Annotated in this window: 19 protein-coding genes; 9 read left to right on the forward strand and 10 right to left on the reverse strand. The window is 51.1% G+C overall.

Features of this window, described 5'->3' with window-relative positions; all coding sequences use genetic code 11:
- Positions 1–8: 8 nt before the first annotated feature.
- Positions 9–887, reverse strand: a complete 879-nt coding sequence (locus HER31_RS02205) for a LysR family transcriptional regulator (protein ID WP_168659075.1) — start codon at positions 885–887, stop codon at positions 9–11.
- Positions 888–970: 83 nt separating this feature from the next.
- On the opposite strand from HER31_RS02205, the gene HER31_RS02210 reads away from it, so the two are divergent.
- A complete protein-coding gene (locus HER31_RS02210) occupies positions 971–1,396 on the forward strand; it encodes a PACE efflux transporter (protein ID WP_168659076.1) in 426 nt (141 codons plus the stop codon).
- A 169-nt stretch (positions 1,397–1,565) separates the two neighbouring features.
- On the opposite strand, the gene HER31_RS02215 is transcribed toward HER31_RS02210, so the two are convergent.
- Positions 1,566–3,554, reverse strand: coding sequence for an alkyl/aryl-sulfatase (locus tag HER31_RS02215; RefSeq protein WP_168659077.1), 1,989 nt, complete (start codon positions 3,552–3,554; stop codon positions 1,566–1,568).
- A 205-nt stretch (positions 3,555–3,759) separates the two neighbouring features.
- Between HER31_RS02215 and HER31_RS02220 the strand changes: the two genes are divergently transcribed.
- Complete coding sequence (locus HER31_RS02220; RefSeq protein ID WP_168663087.1) at positions 3,760–4,260, forward strand: RNA methyltransferase; 501 nt, start codon at positions 3,760–3,762, stop codon at positions 4,258–4,260.
- Between the two features lie 98 nt (positions 4,261–4,358).
- Here the strand turns inward: HER31_RS02220 and HER31_RS02225 are convergent, their stop codons facing one another.
- Positions 4,359–5,063: an ion transporter gene (locus HER31_RS02225; RefSeq protein WP_168659078.1), complete on the reverse strand. Its 705-nt coding sequence runs from the start codon at positions 5,061–5,063 to the stop codon at positions 4,359–4,361.
- A gap of 164 nt (positions 5,064–5,227) precedes the next feature.
- On the opposite strand from HER31_RS02225, the gene HER31_RS02230 reads away from it, so the two are divergent.
- Positions 5,228–5,752, forward strand: coding sequence for a hypothetical protein (locus HER31_RS02230; protein ID WP_168659079.1), 525 nt, complete (start codon positions 5,228–5,230; stop codon positions 5,750–5,752).
- A gap of 361 nt (positions 5,753–6,113) precedes the next feature.
- Here the strand turns inward: HER31_RS02230 and HER31_RS02235 are convergent, their stop codons facing one another.
- Positions 6,114–7,391, reverse strand: coding sequence for a DUF2325 domain-containing protein (locus tag HER31_RS02235; protein ID WP_168659080.1), 1,278 nt, complete (start codon positions 7,389–7,391; stop codon positions 6,114–6,116).
- 239 nt (positions 7,392–7,630) lie between these two features.
- Here HER31_RS02235 and fabV point away from each other — a divergent pair, with 239 nt between their 5' ends.
- On the forward strand, positions 7,631–8,833 hold the full coding sequence (fabV, locus tag HER31_RS02240; protein ID WP_168659081.1) for an enoyl-ACP reductase FabV: 1,203 nt from the start codon (positions 7,631–7,633) through the stop codon (positions 8,831–8,833).
- Positions 8,834–9,319: 486 nt separating this feature from the next.
- On the opposite strand, the gene HER31_RS02245 is transcribed toward fabV, so the two are convergent.
- The 6 genes from HER31_RS02245 to pspF all read right to left on the reverse strand — a co-directional run bounded on the left by HER31_RS02245 (position 9,320) and on the right by pspF (position 15,708).
- A complete protein-coding gene (locus HER31_RS02245; RefSeq protein ID WP_238786879.1) occupies positions 9,320–10,105 on the reverse strand; it encodes an ATP-binding cassette domain-containing protein in 786 nt (261 codons plus the stop codon).
- Positions 10,102–11,094 carry an oligopeptide/dipeptide ABC transporter ATP-binding protein gene (locus HER31_RS02250; protein ID WP_168659082.1) on the reverse strand — a complete coding sequence of 331 codons (993 nt, stop codon included), beginning with the start codon at positions 11,092–11,094 and terminating at the stop codon, positions 10,102–10,104. Before HER31_RS02250 ends, HER31_RS02245 begins: the two co-directional genes overlap by 4 nt.
- A complete protein-coding gene (locus tag HER31_RS02255) occupies positions 11,094–11,984 on the reverse strand; it encodes an ABC transporter permease subunit (RefSeq protein ID WP_168659083.1) in 891 nt (296 codons plus the stop codon). Before HER31_RS02255 ends, HER31_RS02250 begins: the two co-directional genes overlap by 1 nt.
- Entirely contained in the window at positions 11,977–12,999 is a 1,023-nt protein-coding gene (locus tag HER31_RS02260) for an ABC transporter permease (RefSeq protein WP_168659084.1), read from the reverse strand. Before HER31_RS02260 ends, HER31_RS02255 begins: the two co-directional genes overlap by 8 nt.
- A complete protein-coding gene (locus tag HER31_RS02265; protein WP_238786880.1) occupies positions 12,996–14,594 on the reverse strand; it encodes an ABC transporter substrate-binding protein in 1,599 nt (532 codons plus the stop codon). The genes HER31_RS02260 and HER31_RS02265 overlap by 4 nt, the downstream gene beginning before the upstream one ends.
- A 61-nt stretch (positions 14,595–14,655) precedes the next feature.
- Positions 14,656–15,708 (reverse strand): phage shock protein operon transcriptional activator, encoded by a 1,053-nt coding sequence (pspF, locus tag HER31_RS02270; protein ID WP_168659086.1) that lies wholly within the window; start codon positions 15,706–15,708, stop codon positions 14,656–14,658.
- 180 nt (positions 15,709–15,888) lie between these two features.
- Between pspF and pspA the strand changes: the two genes are divergently transcribed.
- The 5 genes from pspA to HER31_RS02295 are packed head-to-tail and all read left to right on the forward strand — an operon-like array spanning position 15,889 to position 19,697.
- Complete coding sequence (gene pspA / locus HER31_RS02275; protein WP_168659087.1) at positions 15,889–16,557, forward strand: phage shock protein PspA; 669 nt, start codon at positions 15,889–15,891, stop codon at positions 16,555–16,557.
- A gap of 29 nt (positions 16,558–16,586) precedes the next feature.
- A complete protein-coding gene (gene pspB, locus HER31_RS02280; protein WP_168659088.1) occupies positions 16,587–16,832 on the forward strand; it encodes an envelope stress response membrane protein PspB in 246 nt (81 codons plus the stop codon).
- Positions 16,819–17,208 (forward strand): envelope stress response membrane protein PspC, encoded by a 390-nt coding sequence (gene pspC, locus HER31_RS02285; protein ID WP_168659089.1) that lies wholly within the window; start codon positions 16,819–16,821, stop codon positions 17,206–17,208. Before pspB ends, pspC begins: the two co-directional genes overlap by 14 nt.
- A gap of 57 nt (positions 17,209–17,265) precedes the next feature.
- The gene (locus HER31_RS02290; protein ID WP_168659090.1) at positions 17,266–18,654 is read left to right on the forward strand and encodes a YcjX family GTP-binding protein; all 1,389 of its coding nucleotides are present in this window, start codon (positions 17,266–17,268) and stop codon (positions 18,652–18,654) included.
- The gene (locus HER31_RS02295; protein ID WP_168659091.1) at positions 18,651–19,697 is read left to right on the forward strand and encodes a TIGR01620 family protein; all 1,047 of its coding nucleotides are present in this window, start codon (positions 18,651–18,653) and stop codon (positions 19,695–19,697) included. The genes HER31_RS02290 and HER31_RS02295 overlap by 4 nt, the downstream gene beginning before the upstream one ends.
- Positions 19,698–19,766 lie beyond the last annotated feature (69 nt).

Below are 19,766 nucleotides of genomic sequence, written 5' to 3' on the forward strand. Positions count from 1 at the left end.
CCGTTGTTTTACTGCAATAACTGCTCGCACTGCTCCTCTAACCACCGCTGACCCAGCCCTTTGGCACTGTTTAGAGGGGTTACTCGGTCAACTGGCACCGACCAGGTTTCGATATCAAAACTTACCGGCAATTTGACTAATCGTTGGTTATCAACCTCGCTCTGAGCCAAGTGGGCTGGTAAATACCCCCAACCGAGATTGGCTATCGCTAATTGTTTTAAGGCTTCGAAGTCGTTAGACCAATACACCTTAGGGGAGATCGGTTGCAGCTGTTCGACCGCCTTGTTGTTACTGTTTTTGGTGATTAGTTGCCGATGCAATGTTATCTCGCTGCGGCTTACGCTTTGCAGTTGCGCTAACGGATGCAATGGCGATGCGACGGCGTAAAACGGCAGTTGGCCGAGTAAGCCTAGGTTAACCCCCGCTGGCATATCTTGACCCGTCAACATCAGTCCAATGTGGGCTCTACCTTGCCGGACCAATGGCGGGATCTGGTTACTCTGGCAGATCTCAAGTACCAGCTCGGTGGCGTGGAAGCGTTGGCTAAAACGTTGAATTAATTGGTAGAGGCTTGGTAGGGTCAGTGCCTGATCTAGCGCGATGGTTAGCGAGGGCTCCGTTTCCGGTGTGAGTGCCGCGGCAGTGGCTTGCAGATCTTGAGCTTGCTGCATAACCGCTTGCGCTTGTTGCAACAGGATTTGACCGTGAGGGGTTAGGGTCGGTTTACGACTGCTGCGGTCAAACAGGGTTTGGCCTAGGTCGATTTCGAGATTAGCGATGGCTTGGCTTACCACCGACTGAGCTTTACCGAGGCGTCGAGCCGCCGCAGAGAAAGAGCCAGCTTGGGCACAGTGAATAAAAGTATTGAGTTGTTGCAGGCTTAACATATCGATAAAACCGATAGTAACTAACTTTATTGCATCTTATATCATGATGATAATAGCGTCATTAGTCGTTGTAGAGAGGCGTTATGACCACCAAAGATCGGGTTATTCACAGTGTATTGTTTGAAGTAATTGGTTTGATCCTGCTGGTGCCAGTCGCCAGTTTAATTAGTGGTGTTGCCCCAAGTATCATGACCGGGATTGCGGTACTGGTGAGCTTAATCGCGATGGCATGGAACTACGGCTATAACGTGTTGTTCGATAAGCTGTTTGGGCAAGACCGCATTAACCGTGGCTTGATTGTACGGATGGCTCATAGCGCTGGTTTTGAGATTGGTTTATTGAGCATTAGTTTACCGCTACTGGTATTGATGACAGGCATGGGCTGGTGGGATGCGTTGATATTAGATCTGGGCATGGTGGTGTTTTATTTGGTTTATACGCTGGTGTTTAACTGGTGCTACGATCATGGTCGTCATTACCTGATGAACCGTAAGTTGATGGCTGACTAATTGATGCAGAACTACCGCCTCTAACCTTCAGCCGCCACCGGGATATGATGCCGTTAAAGCACCATAGTCGTTGGCGCCGTAGAGTTTAGGCAAACCTAGCAGCGACTACAAAGCCTAAAAATGCCACATGCTTCCCAACAAGTGGCATTTTGTTATTCGCGCTTTGAGCCTAGTCGCGCTTGGTGCCTGGCAAGATCTCGAAGTCAGTTGGGAAAACGGTTATCGCCTGCAACATCTTAGCAAGGATCTGTACATCTCCTTCTGCGCTGGCGCGGCCGGCCTTCAGTTGGCTAGCAAAGCTGGCTCGCTGCATCATAATCGGTACCAGATCGCTGCGATTGATGCGATAGCTTAAGTCTGGTTGTACTGCTTGTTGGCCAGCGATGGTGGTGAGGGTGGCATTGCTTAACTCAATCACAAAGGTCTCACCGGTATCTGGGGTGGCAAAATTAATCACAAAGTTAAGCCCGTCAACCTTAGCTGCATCCATGCGGATAGCCAATGCATCGAAGAACAGCTCCGTTGGCAATGCGGAGATGATCTCTTCGCTAGCGGTATTGGGTTCGAAGCCAGTCTTGATGCCATCGCGCAGCTCATAGGCGCCCTGCAAAAAGCTGTTACGTAAGCCGGGGTTCTCCTGCTGATAACCCAGTTGTTCATAGCAGTCAGCTAACAGATCATGCACCTGAGTATTGCTCGGCTCGGCTTGCAGTAGCTTGTCGAGGATCTCCACTGCCAGCTTGTATTGGCCGCTGTCATGAAGGCTTTTGCCCTTGCGCAGAATCGCTTTGGCACCGCCCATCATCTCAACGTATAACGGTGCAGAATCACTAGGAGACAAAGGAATAAGTGTGGCTGGATTGTTGTCCCAATAACCAAGGTAACGGTTAATTACGCCACGGCTGTTGTGCTCCGGTGAACCGTGATAACCGCGGTTGTACCATTGGTCAGATAAGCTTTTAGGCGTTTCAAACTCATTGTGGATCTGGTTAATAGTGACGCCTTGGTTAGCTAGATGGAGCACCTGATTATTGATGTTGGCGTACAGATCCCGCTGACCACGCAGCACCTCTTGTATGCGCTCGTTGCCCCAACGCGGCCAGTGGTGTGACGCCATCATAATTTCGGCTTCTTGGCCATATTCATACAGCATCTCGTTGATGTACTTTGACCATGCTAATGCATCGCGCACCTGAGCGCCGCGTAAGGTATAGATGTTGTGGAAGGTGCCGGTGACATTCTCTGCTGCCCACAACAGTTTCTTATCTGGGAAGTAGGTGTTCATCTCAGTCGGTGCTTCGGTGCCAGGGGTGAGTTGAAACACCATCTTCACGCCGTCGATGATGATGGTTTCTTCCGCTTCACTAACAAAGCGTGATGGGGTGATTAAGCCAACGGTACCGCGGGAGATAGTCTGCGCTAACCCCTGACCTGCGTGACCATAAGGGCTAGCAGGCAGTGCTACGCCGTATTGGTAGTACATGCGTCGGGTCATGGCATTGCCGGCATAGACGTTTTCGCTAACTGCATGCTCGGTAAAGCCCACTGGTGCAATCAGCGGTACCTTGCCAGAGCGAACATCCTGCTCTGAAACTACCCCGCGGACACCACCCCAGTGGTCGCCATGGCTGTGAGAAAATACCACTGCCTTTACCGGCAGTTCAGCGATCTCTTGGCTAATCAAATCCAGCGCTGCGCTGGAGGTCTCTTGCGAGGTCAAAGGATCAAACACAATCCAGCCACTCTCGCCGCGAACAAAGGTGATGTTGGCCAAGTCGAAGCCACGCACTTGATAGACGTCTTCCATCACTTGATACAAACCAAAGCTCATATTGAGTTGTGATTGGCGTACCAATGAAGGGTGGATACTGTCGCTGTTATTGGCTTGATCAATGAAATTAAAGCGTTGCAGATCGAAGACAACATTTCCCTGTTGATCTTTGATCACCCGTGACTTGGGGGCGGCGATAAAACCCCGCCGTTGCTCCTCAAAATCACGCTTGTCGCTAAAGGGCAGTGCAGCACGAGCGTCAGCAAGAACAGCCTTGGTGTATTGCGATGGTGCTTTCCCTTTCGGGTGAAAATGTTGTTCTGGTGCGGCACCAGCGGTGGCGATAAAAAGTGCCAAACCGGCGGTAACCAGTTGTTGTGGATTCATCTGCTTCTCCCTCAATCAGATTGAATGTAACTGACTCAACGGTAATGACAATCCGTCTTAGTTAAGTACTAACCTGTTGGATTTTTTTGCAAATGTAAACGCTTGTTTGAATGGTCGGTGCAGTGGTTGAGCGAAAGCGAATGCTGACAAATCATTCGCTGGCGGTTAGCATGTGCGCCGTTTTCCTCGATGAAAGAGAAGTATGATGGCTGAGCCAAAGTTGATGATTGGGTTAACCAACCCCAAGAGCCCAACCAATGTTGGTGCGGTGATGCGGGCGGCAGGATGCTACGGCGTTGATGAAGTTCGCTACACCGGTGCCCGTTACGAGCGTGCAGCAAAGTTTCATACTGATACGCACAGTGCTTCTGATGCGATCCCATTAACGCGAGTGGAAGAGCTGCGAGCGGATCTGCCGGCGGGTACTAAAATTGTTTGTATTGAGCTGGTTGAAGGGGCGGTAGCTTTGCCTAACTTTGACCACCCAGAACAGGCAATCTATCTGTTTGGCCCAGAAGATGGCAGTCTATCCCAGCAAGTGGTTTCGGCTGCTGATGCAGTTGTTTACGTGCCAACCAATGGTTGCATGAACCTTGCCGCCACCGTCAATGTGCTGCTGTACGATCGCATGGCTAAGTCAGAGTTTTCCCAAGGGGATGAACTGGTACGCCAGAGCCGCGATATCAACAATCGTTTACGTTGCTAGTCGTCTAGTCGTCTAGTCGCATTACTGTTGTTGCGATTCAGCCATACAAAACAGCCCTAGGACGTGAGTCCTAGGGCTGTTTTGCTTTAGCTTTGAGCTTACTTATCTTCCATCTCACGGGCTTCGCCGAGGGCTGACGCCACCATGCCCGCAGGGATAGAGACGATCCCTAAGCCGAGGATCAGGATAAGAAAGGTAAAGACCTTACCTCCAGCGGTAATTGGGTAGATATCGCCATAGCCAACAGTGGTGAGAGTCGCCACCGCCCACCAGAGACTAGAAAATATTGAACTGAATGAGTCTGGCTGGGCTGGGTTCTCAAAAAAATAGATACCAACTGCCGCTACATAAAGGGTTAGGATGGTGGCAAACACAAACATCACCAGTTCTTCTTTGGCGATGACAAAAGCACAGTGGAGGCGCTTCATTGCTTTGTTGTAGCGGGCGAGCTTAAGTAGCCGAACTAATCGCAACATCCGTAACCCACGTACCGCACGAAGATCCAGCCCTAAGGCGAGGTAAAACGGCAAGATTGCGACTAAATCGACGATACCAAAGAATGAAAACACAAACTTTTTTCTGTTTTTTGCCGCCAATAATCGTGCTAGATATTCAACGGTAAATATCGCCACAAAGATGACTTCACAATAGCGCAGTAGTTGCCGTGAACGTTCATCCAGATCTGGTAGGGTTTCAATCGAAAATGTAACCAAGGACAGGATAATAAGTCCCTGCAACAGCAAGTTAAAACGACGTCCTACGGTTGAGGTTTCATCGTCTAATAGTTGGCGTAACCAGTTCATAGCGGACTCTAAAAAAAATTTCGGCAAAGGTAACAAGGCGAAAATTTGGTTGCCACGAGCTGGATCTCACTGTTGACAGTAATTGGTAGTCACTTACGATTCTTTACAGAACTGCAGCTTCGATTCCGCTAGGATCAGTAAAGTATTCTTTTCTGGAGTAACCTATGAAACCCATTTTGATATCCTTGGTGATAGCCACCTTAGCTGCAACTCCAGCGTTGGCAAAGAATGGCCATGGTCACGACAATAACCATAAGAAGACCCATAACAAAGTGATAGTGGTAAAGCCGGGTAAGCATTATAAAACCCCGAAGCACCGCAGTTATTACCGTCGCGACATCCGTGATATTGCCACCTTTGCTGTATTCGCCGGCATCAGTTATGCGGTAATTGATAACGTTTTTTATCGCCAGCAGGGGGATCAGTACGTTTACGTTTCGCAGCCACCGGTTGGCAGTTATACCGTAACCACTACGCAAACTACTACCACGCCCACTGCAGCGGTTTCAGCAACGGCTGCTCCTGCTGCCAGTTATGGTGGATACACCATCGGTAGCATTGTTTCTGCATTGCCCGCGGGCCATAAAGCAGTGTCGGTGGATGGCGTCAGCTACCGCCAATACCAAGGCGTTTGGTTTGCCCCGATCGCGGGTTCTAGCCAGTTTGTGGTGGTTAACTCGCCGCTATAACCGGTGTTCATTGCAAAAAAGGGCGGTGTACCAATTAAGTGTTGTTCCTTCTAGTACAGTTAAAGCATCGGCTAGGCGAGCGCCGATACAAGGGGTTAAGCACTACCGCCGTTGACCTTCTGCCGCTTTGGACTGCGACCTAAGGCAAGGGGGGGGATTCCAAAGGGGGCGAAGCTCCCCCCTAATGCATACAGGAATGTGCCGTCGCCACCGCGACATCCTCCTCTAAAAGCACCGAAACCGGTGAAGCCGAAGGCTTAAGATAAATTTCAACAGCTAACTACGACACAGCCAAAAACAGCCCCGCCAATGTGCGGGGCTGTTTGATTTTAAGCTCGGGAGTAACGCTAAGGCTTAGCGTTTAAGCCACATCGGTTTGTTCGAGCTGGCTGGATAGCTTACCAACGGTTTGGGCGAAGCTGGATAGGCTCGACGACTCCATAAAAATATGGCGTTTGCCGTGCTGTTTGCAGAAGCGTTTGAGCTTGTAATAGGCGTCGTGACTAACGCAATCGACCGCGCAGATCACAGTGTCGGCGGCGGCGAGCATCGATTCTAATCGTTTCCGGCTGTCCTCTTTACCCCCATCGTGATGGCTAAAGTTACCGTTGCTGCGCTCAATGATGGCGCGGTATTGGTCAACCAAGCGATGCAAACCACCAACGCACAGCACGTTTTGACCGGCAAGATCTGGGCAAGCACTGCAATCGCTGCTACCACAGCTGCTACAACCGCTGGCACTAGCAACCGGCCCGAATGCGGCCTCCAGCGTACGCACGTCTTGATCGTGCTGGGCTTTGATCTTATCCAGTTTTCGCTGGTAGGTGAGGGCGGTCATGTGCCAATGGTCGCGTTGCTCGGTGGCGCGTTGAAGTGCAGCTTGGCTGTCTTGGAATCGTTGCTCTAACTGTTGATTTTGCTGTTGCAGTTGTTCGTTGCTAGTGTCGTCCGCTGGGGTTAACTGATGCTGTTCATTGGTAATCTCCAGCTGGCGGTTACGCAACTGCTGTGCTTCTAACTCGTCCCGCAGCTGTTGCAATTGCTTGTCTTTGTCGTGCAACTGCTGGTTAGTCTTCTTTATCTGCTTAGCTTGCTCTTGTTTGAGCCCAACTAACTCCGCTTCGGCCTGCGTTAGCCGCTTAAGATCCGCTTGCTGTCCAGCACCAATCTGATGGGAAAGCATGTGGATGGTCTCAAAGGCTTCCTCTTTCAGCTCGTCGGTACATTGGCCATGGGTGGTGGTGGCCCATAACGCCTCTGCCGTGGCACCACGCGCTAAGAAGTCTTCCCACATTAACCGTAAGGTGGCGGCATCCTTTGCTTGGGCAAACTGACGCACCGCCGAGGAGTATTTACGCTCTAGATACTTATAGGTCGCCAATGATAACTTGTTTTTGCCTTGGGTATTGGTGACAAAGAAGGTGTGTAGCCAATAGTCGTTCTTACCGGCAGCGTAGCGATCACCGTGTTTTTTAGCCAACGTGCGCAACTCAGCGTTGGTTAGGCAGGTGCCGATAACGGGACAATGCAACTTGGTTTCTAGCTCCCACAGCTTGTGACGTAGCCGAGTGGTTGAGCCCTGAGGTTTAGCCGGGATCAGCGGTGATGGTTCAATCGGTTCAGGGCGAGCTAGGCACATAGTGGCGTATTCCGAAGCAGAGGTTAAGGTTAAGTGTATGAAGTGACGAATAGTTGTCAATGATAATTATTATCATTTGCATGCTTATCGACACTGTTAGCACGTTCGCGAAGGGCTAGGATGGTCGGATCAGCATAACTCAGCTTTGTCATATTGCTGCTATACGTTACCCTTGCGCCAGTAATTTCAATAGCGTACGGCCGTTTAGATAATGTGCCGTCGTTTTTTAGGGATCAGCCATGATTATCAAACCAAAAATTCGCGGATTTATTTGTACCACAACTCACCCTGTCGGTTGCGACAAAAACGTGAATGACCAAATCGCTTACGTCCAAGCGCAGCCAAAGTTAAACGATGGACCTAAGCGTGTATTAGTCGTGGGCTCCTCCAGTGGTTACGGTTTGGCATCGCGGATCTCCGCTGCATTTGGTAGTGACGCAGCTACCATCGGCGTATTTTTTGAGAAGCCAGCGACTGAACGCAAGCCGGGCACTGCAGGCTGGTACAACTCTGCTTCATTTGAGCAAGCGGCTCATAAGGCGGGCTTATACGCCAAAAGCATCAATGGCGATGCGTTCTCCCACCAAGCCAAAGAGAAAGTTATCGAGCTGATTAAGGAGGATCTTGGTCAGATTGATATGGTGGTGTACTCACTGGCGTCACCGGTACGTAAACTACCGGACTCTGGTGAAGTGGTCCGTTCATGCTTAAAGCCGATGGGTCAGACCTACACTGCAACCGCGGTCGATACGAATAAAGACCAGTTGTTTGAAGCATCGGTTGAACCGGCTACTGAGGAAGAGATCGCCAACACCGTAACGGTTATGGGGGGGCAAGACTGGGAGCTGTGGATCAACGCGTTGAATGATGCTGGTGTACTGGCTAACGGTTGCCGTACAGTGGCTTACAGTTACATTGGTACCGAAATTACCTGGCCGATCTACTGGGATGGTGCCTTGGGCGAAGCTAAGAAAGATCTCGACCGTGCTGCTAAGGCACTCGACGCAAAGTTAGGTGGCATTGATGGTGGCGCGAACGTTGCCGTACTGAAGAGTGTGGTTACTCAAGCGTCCTCTGCGATTCCTGTTATGCCTCTCTACATTGCGATGGTGTTCAAGAAGATGCGGGAAGAGGGGGTACACGAAGGCTGTATCGAGCAGGTATGGCGCATGCTGACCGATCGTTTATACAACGGTGCTGAGCTGCCAACCGATGAACACAATCGCATCCGTCTGGATGATTGGGAACTGCGTGAAGATATTCAAGCGCACTGCAAGGCGTTGTGGCCAAAGCTAACCGATGACAATTTGGCGGAGCTGTCTGATTACAACCAATACAAGCAGGAGTTCTTAAGCCTGTTTGGATTCGGTCTTGATGGTATCGACTACGATGCCGATGTTGACCCAGTGGTACCGTTTGATGTGATTACGCTGGAGAGCTGATTGAGCTGCTTCAGTTAGCGTTACAAACAAAGGCGACCGTTTGGTCGCCTTTGTTGTAGCTGAAGCTTGGTGGAGCATAACAATGGTTGTGTACCAACTAAGTGTTGTTGTTTCCAATGCTGTTAAAGCACCGGCTAGGCGAGTTTTGATACAAGGGGAAAGTACCACCGCCGTTGATCTTTTGCCGCATTGGGCAGTCCAGCGAAGCGTTTTGGACTGCGACCTAAGGCAAAGGGGGATTCCAAAGGGGCGGAGCTCGCCCTAATGCATACCAGAATGTGCCGTTGCCACCGCGACATAACCCCTTAAGAGCACTGCAATCACTACAGCCAAAGGCTTGATATAAACCTCAACACTTAACTGTGACACAGCCATAACAATAGTACTGATTCAAAAACTACCGCTGGCCAAATTAAAGTTCGAGGCTGCCGTAATTCGAAACGTTGTTAGCTATTTCTATTTATGAATCTACCTGTAGTAATGCAATCAGTTCCGTGGTCGCAACACCTGCTGCTCAATCAAACGCTTAGTGTATTCATGTTGGGGGTGGGCAAAGACTTCATCGGTAGTGCCTTCCTCAACCACTTTACCCTTGCGCAGCACAATGACCCGATCAGCGATGTGCTGTACCAAGTTTAAGTCGTGCGACATAAAAATGTAGCTCAGACCGAGTTTACGTTGCAGCTGCAGCAGCAAGTTGATGCACTGAGCTCGAAGGGTGGTGTCGAGGCCACCAAAGGCTTCATCAGAGATCAGTACCTTAGGTTCAAGCATCAATGCGCGGGCAATCGCTACCCGCTGACGTTGCCCATTGGCCAGCATCAATGGATAAAAATCCGCGTGTTCACGCAATAATCCAACCTGCACCAACGCTTTTTCGACCGTATTAATCCGCTCGGCGGCAGTCATATTGGTGTTGAATCGAAGCGGTTTTTCCAACTGCTCTCCCACCCGCAAGCGAGGGTTTAATGAGGTGGCAGGGTCTTGGAAGATCATCCGAATATTACGGCTGCGCTGATGGTGGTTCTGACTGTGTAACTCTTTGCCATTGAGAAATATTTGGCCACCACTGCGAGCCTTAGCACCACTTAAGATCTGTGCCAATGAGGTACGGCCGGAGCCTGCTTCGCCAACAAACGCTAAGGTTTCGCCGGCAGCGAGTTCAAACGACAGCGGCGCGATGGCTTGCTTGTATTCACGACGGAACCAAGAGCGGCTTTTGGAGTAATGTTTGTGCAGATCTCTTACCTGCAACTGCGGCACATCGGTCACGCTTTGTCCTTCTGCTCAATGGGAAAGTGGCAGCGATAGGCATGGCCATTGACGCTACGGATAACCGGTGCCTTAACGCACTCTTTTTGCGCCCGAGGGCATCGCGGCCCTAAGCGACAACCGACCGGCAGATGCTGCAACAGTGGCACTGCACCGCGCAGTGCAGGTAATTCCGCCTTATGAGGCAGATGGAAGGTGTTGCTGAGAGAGCTTTCAAGTAACGCTTGGGTATAGGGGTGACGAAAGTTGCCAAGCACCTTTTTGGCGACGCCAGATTCCATCATATGACCGCAATACAGCACCGTTACTTTATCTGACCAACGACCAACCGCTTGCAGATCGTGACTGATAAACAAAATGGCAACGTTATGGAGCTGGTTGAGCTTCTCAAGCATACGAAAGATCTGTGCTTGAGTTGCGGTTTCGAGGCCAGTGGTTGGCTCGTCGGCCACAATCAGTTTAGGTTTACGTGCTAAAGCCATGGCCAGCATTACTTTGTGGGCTTCACTTTCGGTCAGCTCCCATGGGTAAGCTTCCAGCAATGGTTGATGTTGCTTCACGCCGACTTTGTGCAGCAGCTGGATCGCCAGTTTGCGCCGTTGCTTGCCCCGCTTCCACCACGAAACCTCTGTGTTGTTCGGCATCGATTCGATGAGCTGTGAACCGATTTTGGCGGAAGGGTCTAAACAGGCGGCGGGCTCTTGAAAGATCATCGCAATCTCGTTACTCATCAATTGCCGTCGCTCACGACTGCTCATCGACAGCATGTTTTTGCCATTCCAATTAAGGCGGTCGGCGCGGACATGAGTACGGCGATCGGTGATGCCTAAGATCGCCTTAGCCAGCAAGCTTTTGCCTGAGCCAGACTCGCCAACCAGACCGTGAATTTCGCCTTCGGTCATGCGTAGGCTGAACTTCTCAAGAGCAACGAAGCGGCCGTGTGGGGTATCCAGTTCGATGGTTAGGTTACGAATATCGAGCAGCTGCATTAATCACGCTCCTCGGAGATGGCGTGACCAAGGCCATCTCCAACCAAGTTGGTGGCCAGTACTGCTAGCAGTATCGCCAAACCCGGCATGGTCACCGTCCACGGGGCGCTAAGCACATTGCTGATGCCATCGCGTACCATCGCTCCCCACTCTGGCGAAGGCGCTTGAGCACCGAGATTAAGGAAACCTAAGGCTGCGATATCCAAGATAGCGGCGGAGAAGGTTAGGGTGGTGCGCATCACCATAATATCGGCGATGTTGGGCAAGATGGCATAACGCAGAATTTGGTAACGGTTGGCACCATCGAGTTTGGCTGCCATTACGTACTGTTTTTGGTTCTCTTCGTAGACGGCGTTGTGAACGGTGCGAACGATACTTGGCAGCAACGATAAACCCACAGCCCAAAATACGTTATTCAAGCCCGGCCCCATTACCGCCACCATCAGTAACGCTAAAATCACTGAGGGCAGTGATAACAAGGCATCGAGCAGGTGTCCCAATACCGAAGCGCGAAGGCCATGGGCGGTACCGGATAGGGTGCCAATCAAAAAGCCAACTGCGATGGTGACAATTACAATCAGGGCGGCGTAGCCAAAGGTGAGGTGAGCGCCGTGCAACAAGCGCGACCAGATATCTCGGCCCAAGCTGTCGGTACCAAAGAAGAATTTGACGTCTCCATCAGCGTGCCAAGAGGGGGGCGCTAACAACATTTCCGAGGCTTGCTCAGTGGCGCTAAATGGCGCTAAAAATGGCCCGAGTAGAGACAGCAGCAGCATAAAGCCGATGGCCCAAAGGCCGACGTACGCGGTTGGACGATTGCGGAAGTGGATCCAGATCTGGGTCCATGTCGATGGGATCTTGTCCTCGTGATAAAGCTGTGGACTACCCATGGATCTCCTTACGGCTGACTGGATTTAACAGTGCGTGCGCCACTTCTAAAACGATCGAGACAACAATAATAAATACCGACATAACGATGATGCCGCTGTGCAGCGCGGTGTAGTCGCCTTGATATAGGGCTGACATCAGATAGGAGCCGATCCCCGGCCAGTTAAAGATGGTTTCAACCACCACTAAGGTGGAGGCGATGGGGCCCAGTTGCAAGGTCATGGTACGGAACATCGGTGCTACTGAGTTAGGGATAGCGTGGTTGATCACTAAGCTCAACTTGGCTACGCCGCGCGCTTTCAAAGCGCGAATATAGGGTTTCTCTACCTCAGCTAACATGCTGACGCGGACGGTGCGGATCATCAGTGTGGTAGGCAAGGCGGCCATTACCATTACTGGCATTACCAGATGAACCATCGCATCGTTTAATGCTTGCCAGCGCCACGGTGCCGCAGACATGGGGATATCAATCAGCATAAATCCTGTTTGATAGGGCACATCGTAGAGTAGATTTAGTCGGCCCGATGGCGGCAATAGATCCAGATCAAGACCAAAGGTGATCAGCAGTAAGATCCCCAACCAAAACGCTGGCAGACTGAAGCTAAGCAGCGTCATTGCCCAAAGGAGCTTGGGCCATAACCCGGTGCGACCGGCCGCGAGAATACCCAGGGGCACACCAACTACTAATGCCAACATTAATGCGATAAGGGATAACTCTAAGGTCGCCGGTAAGGTTTTACTAAGCTCAGCGGCTACGGTTGCGCCAGAGACTTGTGATTGGCCTAAGTCACCGCTGAGGCGGGTACTAACAAAGGCGATATAGCCACGAACCATGCCTTGGTCAAGGCGATACTGTTCAACAATTTGTGCCCGTTGTGGCTCGGTGGGATTGGTGATGCCACTGAGGTTGGTTACCGGATCGCCAGGCATATTTAAGGTGGCGATGTAGATTAAGCCGCTGAGCACCAAACTGGTTAAAATCAGCAGATTTATTCGCCGCAGAAGGTAGGAGATCATAGTGGCTCCCTGCCTACAGTGGTGAAGTCGATGCCACCACTGGTATGAAGAATACGGCCATGCCAATGGCGCTTACGGCCGAGGATGCGGCTGGCGTGAGCTATTGGCACCAATGGAGTGTGTTGCTGCAATTGATACTCCAACTGGCTATAGAGTCGCTGTCGTTGTTGTGGATCCTGAGCATCGCGAGCGGCAACGATGAGTTGGTCAAACTCCTCGTTGCACCATTGGGAGCGATTGGAGCCATATTCGAGCGCGGTGCAAGTAAGTAACGGGCTAAAGAAATTGTCGGGATCGAGGTTGTCGGCCGACCAGCCAATCAGTACTGAGTCGTAATCGCGGCTTTCCAGCTGCGCCAGAAAACGGCTCCAGTCGTAGCTGTGGATGGTGGCGTTAATCCCAATCTTAGCCAAGTCCTGTTTAATCAGTTTGGCGGTGTCGATCGCGTCTGGGTTGTAGATCCGCGCTACCGGCATAGCCCAGATATCGATAGTCAGTGCGCCAACGTCGGCATTTTCCAGCAGGCGAGTGGCTAATGCTGGGTTATAAGCTCGCTCGGGGAGATCGGGATCATAAGCCCACGAGATTGGCGGTAACATGCCTTTGCCGACAACTGCAGTGTTGTGATAAATCGCTTGCAGAATCCGCTTTTTATCAACCGCTAGGCTCAGTGCTTGGCGGACTTGGGGGTTATCAAACGGTGCTCTAGTGGTGTTGAAAGCCCAATAGGCCACGTTTAGCCCTGGCATTACATCGAGCGCTAGATCGTCATAACCTTGAATATGGCCAAGCTCACTGAGTTGCGGCAGTGCGGCGACATCGCAATCGCCACCAATCAGCTTCACTACTCGGGACGCGGCCGCTTGGGTGATGTCGTACACCAATTGATCCAGCTTGGCGTTTTCGCCCCAATACTGTTCATGGCGGTCGTAACGGATGTATTGGTTACGAACGTAATCGCGCAGCTTAAAAGGGCCGGTACCGATCGGTTGGCTATCTAGCGCTTCCGGGGTACCTGCGGTGAGCTGCTGAAAGCCATACTCTTTTGAAAGGATAACCGCGAAATCTGTGGCTATCTCAGCTAAGAAGTTGGCGCGTGGCTCCAGCAGTTCAAACTCCACTTGATAGTCATTGAGCTTGTGCAGTTTAACGTTGGTGTGATCTAGGTTAATGCTTTGGAAAAAGGGGTAACGACCGCCACCAACCTGATAAAATGGGTGTGAGCGAAGCAACCAACGATTGAAGCTAAACAATACGTCGTCGGCATTAAAGGCCCGAGTCGGGCTGAAGTAATCGGTATGGTGAAACTGCACCTGCTGGCGCAAGCTAAAGCGATAGCGAAGGCCATCGCTGCTGATGTTCCACGCCACCGCGAGCTCCGGTGATAGCTCACCACTTTGGGGATCGATCTGGATTAAGCGGTTGTATAACTGCTTTGAGGTAGCATCGATGGCGGTACCTGAGACGGTCAACTGCGGGTTGAAGGTTTCGGGGTTACCTTCGGAGCAATAGACTAACCCATTCTCAATGTACTGCTGCTGTTCGCTGCACCCAGCAACGAACAGCAGGATAAAGACTATTAAAAGGCGCGACATGGCCATGATTTCAGTTCACAACTTATTGATCGCTGTAGTCTAACAGGGCGTCGCAGAGTGCTCAATTTTCCTGCCCTAGCATATCGTATTTCTTTAATATCCCACGCAGTTGGTGATAGGTAAGCGCCAGATTTTCTGCGGCTTTCTTTTGGTTATATTGGCTATGCACCAACGCCTGTTGCAGTAGCGATTTCTCATTATCTTGGCAGACCTGCTTGAAGTCGATAGGGAACTCGCTAGCTCCCTGTGTTGCCGCGGGCATGACTTCTGGCTCAGCTGCGCTAGCTTGCTCTACAGTTGGGGCATTGGTGCGGATAAGTTGGGTGGGGCGCCACGGTGACTCGAACGGGTCAAGTACAATCTCATGCAGTGGCACATGGGCGTTGTTATGTCGATAAACACTACGTTCAATGGCGTTTTTAAGCTCACGCACGTTGCCGGGCCACGGGTACCCCTGCAGGGTTTTTAGGGCGTTGTTACTAAAACCGGCAAACAGTTCTAGCCCCAATTGACGGGTCATCTGCATGGCAAAGTGATCCGCTAAGATGAGGATATCCTCTTTGCGCACTCGCAGCGGCGGCAGGGTAATAACATCGAAGGCTAAGCGATCGAGCAGATCGGCGCGAAACTTTCCTTGCGCGGCGAGCTGAGGCAGATCCTCGTTGGTGGCGCAAATCAAGCGGACGTCACTGCGAACGGTACGGGTGCCACCCACTCGTTCAAACTCGCCGTATTCAATGACACGCAGTAACTTTTCTTGTACTAAGCCGGAGGTATTGGCGAGTTCGTCGAGGAATAGGGTGCCTTTATCAGCGCGTTCAAATCGACCTTCGTGGCGCTTACTGGCCCCAGTAAATGCCCCAGATTCGTGGCCAAACAGCTCACTTTCCAGTAGATTTTCATTTAGGGCGGCACAGTTAAGCTTGACGTAGTTTTGTTCCCATCGGCTAGATAAGAAGTGTAGACGCTCGGCAATCAACTCTTTGCCGGTACCGCGCTCACCGATAATTAATACCGGCTTATTCAATGGCGCGACCTTAGATACGTGCTCTAGCACCTCGTGAAAGGCGGTCGATTGGCCGATTAGATTGTCATTTGGTCTTTGTGATGGCATCCCTGTTCCAACGTGGTTAATTTCACTATCGAGTAGTCAAATCCATAATATGGGTTAATGGTCGAAATACCAACACTAAAATAAAATCTTATTAAAACAAGTGGTTAAAGCTAATTTAAAAGTTGGCACGGGAAATGTATATGACTAACCGAGGGCAACATTTTTTATGAGGATTTAATTATGGGTATTTTTTCTCGTTTCGCTGATATTGTGAATTCGAACCTTAGTTCATTATTGGATAAGGCTGAAGATCCAGAAAAGATGGTGCGCTTAATCATCCAAGAGATGGAAGACACACTGGTCGAGGTTCGTTCAACCTCTGCGCGAATTTTAGCAGATAAGAAAGAGTCGCTGCGTCGCATTCAACGAGCGGAAGCTCAGGTTGAAGATTGGCAGGGCAAAGCGGAGTTGGCGCTGTCAAAAGGCCGCGAAGATCTGGCTCGTGCGGCACTGGCTGAGAAGCAGAACGCAGTAGAGATGGTTGATGCGATTAAGCTAGAGTTGGTTACCATTGAGCAGCAGTTAGAGCGCTTGAAAGAAGAGGTTTCGCAACTGCAAGACAAGCTTAATGATGCACGTGCTCGCCAGAAGACCATCATCATGCGTAAGCAAGCAGCCACCTCTCGTTTGGATGTTCGCAAGCAACTAGATACCAATAAGATTGATCAAGCGATGAGTCGTTTTGAGCAATACGAACGCCGAGTTGAGGGGATTGAGTCTGAAGTAGAAGCCTACCAGATGACCCAGCCTCGTGGTTTGCAAGATGAGTTTGCGGCTTTGGAAGCTGAAGATAAGGTAAGCCAAGAGCTAGAGGCTTTGAAAAAAAGCATGGCTAAGAAAAACGCTTGATCTGAAATTGAACGGTAGAGGAGAAAATAATGGAAGAGCTATTTGCTTTATTGGTTGCGCCGCTGATTATCTTTATGTTGTTGGTGGCGCCAATCTGGCTCATTCTGCACTACCGCAGCAAAAAACAGATCAATCAGGGGCTGACCGAGGAAGAGTATCAGCAGTTGAATGAGTTGCTGCGGCGTGCGGATAAAATGGCCGAACGCGTAGATAGTCTAGAACGTATATTAGATACCGAAGCACCTGAATGGAGACGTAAACATGAACAGCAATAACACTGAATCATTATATCGTATTCCCGCTAAAGGCAAGGTTGCTGGGGTTTGTGCCGGCGTGGCCGAACGTTTTAATCTTGAGGTGTGGTTGGTTCGAATTGTCGCGTTTTCAGCACTTATCTTAACTGGAATATTCAGCTTCGTTCTGCTTGGTTATATCGTTGCTTGGGTACTGCTCGATAAGAAGCCAGAGCAACTGCAAAGCCACGGTGCTGAGGTAAAAACCAAGATCTGGCAAGCCGGTGAATCCCCGCGGGTAGTGTTCCGCGACATCAACTCGAAATTTCGTTCCATTGAACTGCGGATCCGTAACATAGAGCGCCATGTTACCTCCGATGCTTACGCGCTCGGTCGTGAGATCGACGGATTAAAATAAGTCCTCAACTTCAGGGAGCCATAGGCTCCCTTTGCTGTATTTAAGGCTCCCCACTGCATGGTTAGTTTGACTCCCCACCTAAAGCGTTTCGGCAAGCAACTGGAACAGATAGCCTATCGCGGGCTGGACCAACATCTTCGTATCGGTATCACCGGGTTATCTCGAGCAGGTAAAACCGCGTTGATCACCTCGATAGTGCATCAGCTAACCCACGCTAATCGGCAGCAGTTACCGATGTGGCAAGCGTTAGCACAGGGTAGGGTGTTGGGGGTACAGCGCGTGCCGCAACCGGATCTCACCATGTTGCCGTTCGATTACGATGGCGCGATGACGGCTTTAACCTCGAATCCACCGCAGTGGCCGGAATCAACCCGAGGCTTGGCCGAGATCCGCTTAGCGATTCGGTTTGCACCTCAGGGGGGGATCAAACGTCAGCTAGCGGATCACCTCACTCTGTATCTGGATCTAGTGGATTACCCTGGAGAGTGGCTGCTGGATCTACCGTTACTTGAATTGGATTACGGTAGTTGGTGTCAGCAACAGTGGCAGTGGTTGGAGCAACAGCCGTGGCTTGAGGTAAGCCAGCGCTGGTTGCAACTGAGCCAGCAGCAAAGTGGTGCGGATGAGACTCAGGTTGCCGAGGTGGCACAGCATTACAGCAAGCTGTTACAGCAGCTTCGATTGGAACAGGGAGCGACCTTTCTGCAACCTGGACGAGCGTTGTTGCCTGGCGATTTAGAGGGCACGCCGATCTTGGCGTTCTATCCACAGCAGCCACAACAGGTTGATCAAAACTCAGCGTTGACGCAGATGTTGACCCAGCGCTTTGAAGCCTACAAAGAACAGGTGGTGAAGCCTTTTTATCGCAACCATTTTTCTAAATTTGATCGGCAGTTGGTGTTGATTGATTCGTTAGCGGCGTTGAACCACGGCCGGGCTCAAGTGGAGCAGATGAGTCAGTCGCTGCAGGGGGTACTGCAAAGCTTCCATTATGGCCCCGGCTCATTACTGCGGCGAATGCTGTCGCCGCGTATTGATAAGCTGTTGTTTGTTGCCGGTAAAGCCGACCACATCAGCATAGACCAACACACTAACCTATTAGCACTAACTGATAGTCTGATGGGCGCGAGTGGTAAACGAATTCGCTTTAGCGGTGCTCAGTCAGAAAGCATGGTACTCAGTGCGATTCGCGCCAGCGAACCGGGACAGGTGGATGACGGCAGTGGTCCTGTAGCGGTCATCCGCGGCTTTGACCAACAACAAAATCGAGTGATGCGCTTCCCTGGTGAGGTGCCACGGCAACTGCCGCCGGAACACTTTTGGCGGCAACAAGGCTTCGACTTTACCCCGCTGGCACCACCCCGAGAACTTACGGTTGACGGGCCAATGCCCCATATGCGCATGGATCACCTGATTGATTGGATGCTGGGAGATAAGCTTTCATGAGCAAACTAAAAGCAGCAAAAGAGTTTGATATCGATGCCGTCGATGCTAATGCGCCGTTAGAGCCCACTCTATCACCAGCGCAAGATATTGATGAAACCCAGTGGCGACAGGCACTGGAACCTGAGATGGAGATTGAAGCGGCTCGACCGAAGCGGTCGCTGCTACTGCGGTTGGTATTAATTGCTGTCACCGTGTTAGTCGTGGCAGAGACCGGTTGGAGTTTGTGGCAAGCGTGGTTACGTGGCCCCATCTGGTTTGGGCTTTATGGGGTTACGATCGGTGGTGCGGTGCTGCTGTTGGGCGGCATGCTCCTGCGGGAGTTGCGACGTTTGCGCCAACTCAAACGTAACGGTGACCAACGGCAGGCGGGCTTGCGGATCAGCGCCAGTGCTCAAAGCGGTGAGGCACAGCAGCTATTGAAGCAAATAAGTAGCACTGTACCAGCTGAATTTGCACAGGCTACTGAACATTGGCGAGAGTGCCAACAAGCCCACCATAACGACAGCGAACAATTACAGCTTTACGAACGGACGGTGTTGCAACAGCAGGACGAGGCTGCGCAGCGATGCATCTACCGCTATGCAGCTCAAGCCAGCCTGTTGTTGGCTGCCAGCCCGATGGCCAGTCTAGATATGGGCCTGATGTTATGGCGTAACCAAACCATGTTGGATCAGGTGGCGCGGATTTACGGCATCGAACCGGGCTACTGGAGCCGTATTAAGTTAATACGACAGATGTTGAAGAATCTGCTCTTTGCGGGTGGGTCACAGGTGGCGCTGGATCTTGGCACACAAATGTTGTCGGCGGAGCTAACTGGCAAGTTGTCGGCTCGGGTTGCGCAAGGGTTAGGGGCAGGACTGCTTACAGCTCGGTTAGGCTATGCCGCTTGCTCTGAGTGCCGGCCATTGCCTTACCAGTCTCAATCTCAGCCGAGCCTGTTAACGGTGCAGGGTAAGTTGCTGAGCGAGTTAAAGAGTGTTAGTGCGGAAGCGCTGCAGAGCGTTCGCGCCCATAAACAACGTAACGAACAATTTACGAAGTGAATTAGCATCGATTGCGCCTCAAAGGATTCTCCTCTTGTACGGTTGTCATATGTTAGAGACTTGTTGCAC

The sequence above is a fragment of the Ferrimonas lipolytica genome (assembly GCF_012295575.1).
Taxonomy (GTDB): Bacteria; Pseudomonadota; Gammaproteobacteria; order Enterobacterales; family Shewanellaceae; genus Ferrimonas; species Ferrimonas lipolytica.

Bases quoted from the DNA above. Each gene is read 5' to 3' on its own strand.
- HER31_RS02205 (WP_168659075.1), bottom strand. From the start codon at position 887: ATGTTAAGCCTGCAACAACTCAATACTTTTATTCACTGTGCCCAAGCT.
- HER31_RS02210 (WP_168659076.1), top strand. From the start codon at position 971: ATGACCACCAAAGATCGGGTTATTCACAGTGTATTGTTTGAAGTAATT.
- HER31_RS02215 (WP_168659077.1), bottom strand. From the start codon at position 3,554: ATGAATCCACAACAACTGGTTACCGCCGGTTTGGCACTTTTTATCGCC.
- HER31_RS02220 (WP_168663087.1), top strand. From the start codon at position 3,760: ATGGCTGAGCCAAAGTTGATGATTGGGTTAACCAACCCCAAGAGCCCA.
- HER31_RS02225 (WP_168659078.1), bottom strand. From the start codon at position 5,063: ATGAACTGGTTACGCCAACTATTAGACGATGAAACCTCAACCGTAGGA.
- HER31_RS02230 (WP_168659079.1), top strand. From the start codon at position 5,228: ATGAAACCCATTTTGATATCCTTGGTGATAGCCACCTTAGCTGCAACT.
- HER31_RS02235 (WP_168659080.1), bottom strand. From the start codon at position 7,391: ATGTGCCTAGCTCGCCCTGAACCGATTGAACCATCACCGCTGATCCCG.
- fabV (WP_168659081.1), top strand. From the start codon at position 7,631: ATGATTATCAAACCAAAAATTCGCGGATTTATTTGTACCACAACTCAC.
- HER31_RS02250 (WP_168659082.1), bottom strand. From the start codon at position 11,094: ATGCAGCTGCTCGATATTCGTAACCTAACCATCGAACTGGATACCCCA.
- HER31_RS02255 (WP_168659083.1), bottom strand. From the start codon at position 11,984: ATGGGTAGTCCACAGCTTTATCACGAGGACAAGATCCCATCGACATGG.
- HER31_RS02260 (WP_168659084.1), bottom strand. From the start codon at position 12,999: ATGATCTCCTACCTTCTGCGGCGAATAAATCTGCTGATTTTAACCAGT.
- HER31_RS02265 (WP_238786880.1), bottom strand. From the start codon at position 14,594: ATGTCGCGCCTTTTAATAGTCTTTATCCTGCTGTTCGTTGCTGGGTGC.
- pspF (WP_168659086.1), bottom strand. From the start codon at position 15,708: ATGCCATCACAAAGACCAAATGACAATCTAATCGGCCAATCGACCGCC.
- pspA (WP_168659087.1), top strand. From the start codon at position 15,889: ATGGGTATTTTTTCTCGTTTCGCTGATATTGTGAATTCGAACCTTAGT.
- pspB (WP_168659088.1), top strand. From the start codon at position 16,587: ATGGAAGAGCTATTTGCTTTATTGGTTGCGCCGCTGATTATCTTTATG.
- pspC (WP_168659089.1), top strand. From the start codon at position 16,819: ATGAACAGCAATAACACTGAATCATTATATCGTATTCCCGCTAAAGGC.
- HER31_RS02290 (WP_168659090.1), top strand. From the start codon at position 17,266: ATGGTTAGTTTGACTCCCCACCTAAAGCGTTTCGGCAAGCAACTGGAA.
- HER31_RS02295 (WP_168659091.1), top strand. From the start codon at position 18,651: ATGAGCAAACTAAAAGCAGCAAAAGAGTTTGATATCGATGCCGTCGAT.